This window comes from Intestinibacter sp., from assembly GCF_051866655.1.
Classification (GTDB): Bacteria; Bacillota; Clostridia; order Peptostreptococcales; family Peptostreptococcaceae; genus Intestinibacter.
The window spans coordinates 1-3,321 of the sequence record NZ_JBJDXL010000354.1 but is presented as its reverse complement, the minus strand read 5'-3'; the positions used below and the strand labels follow the sequence as shown (position 1 = coordinate 3,321).

At 29.2% G+C, this 3,321-nt stretch carries 3 protein-coding genes; all 3 read right to left on the bottom strand.

The annotated features are described in order from the left end of the window. The coding region (locus ACI3VO_RS10600; protein WP_439757894.1) for an aminotransferase class I/II-fold pyridoxal phosphate-dependent enzyme at nt 1-812 on the bottom strand (812 nt) is incomplete at its 3' end. A 144-nt stretch (nt 813-956) separates the two neighbouring features. Further along, a complete protein-coding gene (locus ACI3VO_RS10595) occupies nt 957-1,862 on the bottom strand; it encodes a D-alanine--D-alanine ligase (protein WP_439757893.1) in 906 nt (301 codons plus the stop codon). A 271-nt stretch (nt 1,863-2,133) separates the two neighbouring features. Continuing rightward, the gene (locus ACI3VO_RS10590) at nt 2,134-3,135 is read right to left on the bottom strand and encodes a dipeptidase (protein WP_439757892.1); all 1,002 of its coding nucleotides are present in this window, start codon (nt 3,133-3,135) and stop codon (nt 2,134-2,136) included. Nucleotides 3,136-3,321: the final 186 nt, after the last annotated feature.

Sequence of the window (3,321 nt, the reverse complement as noted above, 5' to 3'; positions counted from 1 at the left end):
ACTATTCCAGTTGGATTGTTGTATGAAGGCGTAATATATGCAAATTTTATTTTGTCTTTATAATCTTTTATAGTTTTTTCGATATCTTTAAAATCTAGGCTGTTTTTATTCAAATTCATAGGAAGTACATTTAAATTATAAGATTTAAAAATCTTTAAAGATACATTATGAGTAGGATTTTCGCATAAAATATAATCTCCTGGTTTTGTAAGGGATGATATTATAATATTTAATGCTTCAGTAAATCCATTTGTTATAAGTAAATCTTTGTTTGTCGAATCTATATTTTTGCCTGACATATACTCAAATAAAAAATCGATTAGAGGCTTATATCCTTGGGCATATCCGTAGTTTAAAAGCTTGTGCCCTTCCAAATTAAATCTATTTAAAAAGGCTCTTTTAAGCTCCTCCATATCGAATTGATCTCCAGCTGGGGAAATACTTTTAAAAGAAATTAAATCTGATTTCCAAGGAATTTCATGCTTTGCCGAGTCCATTTTATTTAAAGTTTTTATGTAGTTGTTTTCGTATAAAGACCAATCTAATTGCCAGTTAGATGTAGCTATTGAAGATTGCTCCTTGACAAAAGTACCTTTGCCTTTTATAGAGTATACAAGCCCTTCTGTCTTTAATTCGTCGTAAGCACTGAGTACACTATTTCGGCTTACATTTAAAATTGAGCATAGTTCTCTTGTAGAAGGAAGCTTACTATTTATTGGAAGTAACCCTTTTGTCATTAAATCCTTTATGTAGTTTTTTATTTGTATATATACAGGTTTTTTAGAATCTATTTCAAAGTTAGAAAATAACAAAAAAATACCTCCTTTAGTTTAAATTCAAAAATTTTTGATAAATTTACATTAATTAGTATAAAAAATAAAGACAATTATATTCTAATAAATTAAAATATAATTGTCTATTTTTTCTTGTAATTTAATAATTTTAAAATCGAACGTTTATAATGAGTATTCTATTATTTTATCTAGTAAATCACTGTATGACAAGCCCCTAGCATTTGCGCTTTTTGGAATTAAACTAGTTTTTGTCATTCCAGGAAGAGTGTTTAATTCTAGCACATAGAATATTCCATCTGATAATATTAAATCTACTCTGACAAATGCCTTGCAATTAAATGCATCCCAGCATTTTTTTGATATAGTATCTACTTGATTTTGAAGTGAATCTTCTAAATATACGACTTCTTCAGTGGCACCTTTTACACCAGTTGCGTATTTTGATTCATAATCGAAAAACTCATTTGGTGATGTTATTTTTATAGTAGGGTAAACTTCACCATTTAATATAAAAGAAGTGTACTCGTCTCCAGGAAGAAATGATTCTATAATTACTATATCGTCTACTTCTAGTCCTTTTTTTACTGCTTCATATACATCTTCTTTTTTATCCACTTTGAAGGTTGCCACGCTAGAACCACCGCTGTTTGGCTTTATAAAAACAGGATAGCCTATTTTTTCTATAGCATCGTAATCGATTGAATCGACTGACTTAGCGATTAACCATGGAGCAGTAGGTATATTTGATGATTTTAATACCTTCTTTGTCATATTTTTATTCATGCATATTCCACTAGTTAGAGGGTCGCATCCTGAGTAAGGGATATTCATAGATTCTAACATAGCTTGTATAGTGCCATCTTCTCCGTATTTACCATGAAGTACTATTAAAGCGAAATCTACATCACAAGGCATTTTATTTACAACATCCATTGGATCATTTATTATTAATTCGTATACATCGTATTTATTTCTATCAATGGCTTCTAATGCAGCTTTGCCAGAATTTAGAGATACTTCGCGTTCTGAGGAAATACCTCCCATTATAACAACAACTTTCTTTTTCATTTTTATCTCTCCTAATCGATTTATTATATATAACATTTAAATTTTAATGATATTTTCATAATGATTTATATACTCATTATATGTATAGGAATTTGAAAAAGAAAGTACCACTAGATAGCTAAATAAAGGGTGTAGTGGTTGTTAATAAAAAAACGAATGGGCTAGAATTTAATTATTAAAAAGGGGTAACCGTTTTCTAGGCACCCCATTTTAATTAATGAAAATGTAAAGATTTATTTAATCAATAAAAATTGATGTTTAAGTATTAATATTAATATTGAAGTGATGGAACTCCAATAACTTGTTTTATAACTCTAAATGCATTTTTATAAGCTATAGCTTCTATATCGTCTTTTGAATATCCACGATTTTGTAATTCTGTAATTAAATTAGGTGTATCTTCAAATTCCTTTAAGCCTATTACATTAGGGTTTGTAGTATCAGTTGAGAATGCAGCTAAGCAATCAGGATCTATAAATCCAGAATAGTCAAATCCACAGCCTATGTGTTCTACACCTACTAAATTAGCTATATAATCGATATGATCTACTAATCTCTTAACATCAGCTTCTTCAGGATTTTTATCATCTACGAATTCTTTATATCCATTCATACCTATGATTCCACCAGTTTGAGCGATGGCTTTAATTTGGTCATCTGTTAAAGTTCTTCTATGAGAAGAGAAATGTTTTGCATTTGAATGTGATGCCATAATTGGTGTTGTAGCTACATCCATTATATCCCAGAATGATTTTTCATTTGCATGAGAAACGTCTACTATCATTTTTAATTCTTCTAATTTTTTAACTGCGCGTTTACCTGCTTCAGTAAGTCCTCTTGAAGGATCTCCACCTACACCAGTTGCTAGAGCATTTTGTTCATTCCATGTTAACATTGCATGTCTAGCTCCAACTACATCATGGTAGTAATGTAATTTGTCTACATCTTCTCCTATGTGGCTTAAACCTTCCATACCAACTAGGACATTTAATTTATTTTCTTTAAATCCTTTTTCGAAATCAGAAAAATCTTTAACTTGATTTATAATGTCAGTGTTGTTTTTTATTTCTTCAGTTAAAGCAGTTACTATTTGTTTAGCTCTATCTTCAGGGCATTTATCGTAAGGTGGATCTATCCATATTACATATATACCACCGATTAAACCACCTTTTTGTAAATTTTTTAGATGGTGATTTTTTATAATATTTTTTTCACCTTTTAACATTTTTACAGTTACATCAGTGAATAAATCAGAATGACAATCGAATACCATTTACAAAACCCGCTTTCCTTTTAGATTTTAAATTATATTTTTAATTGTCCAATACTCGTCGATAATTAAATATCGAGTTGTATTGAACAATTAATAGTCTATATTTTATAAAATTATAATTGAGATTACCTATTATAATAAGAAGTTACCGATTATAATACCACAGTAGTTCCCTATAACGTAACC

Excerpts from the sequence above, each read along its gene's own strand:
- ACI3VO_RS10595 (WP_439757893.1), bottom strand. The coding sequence starts at position 1,862 with ATGAAAAAGAAAGTTGTTGTTATAATGGGAGGTATTTCCTCAGAACGC.
- ACI3VO_RS10590 (WP_439757892.1), bottom strand. The coding sequence starts at position 3,135 with ATGGTATTCGATTGTCATTCTGATTTATTCACTGATGTAACTGTAAAA.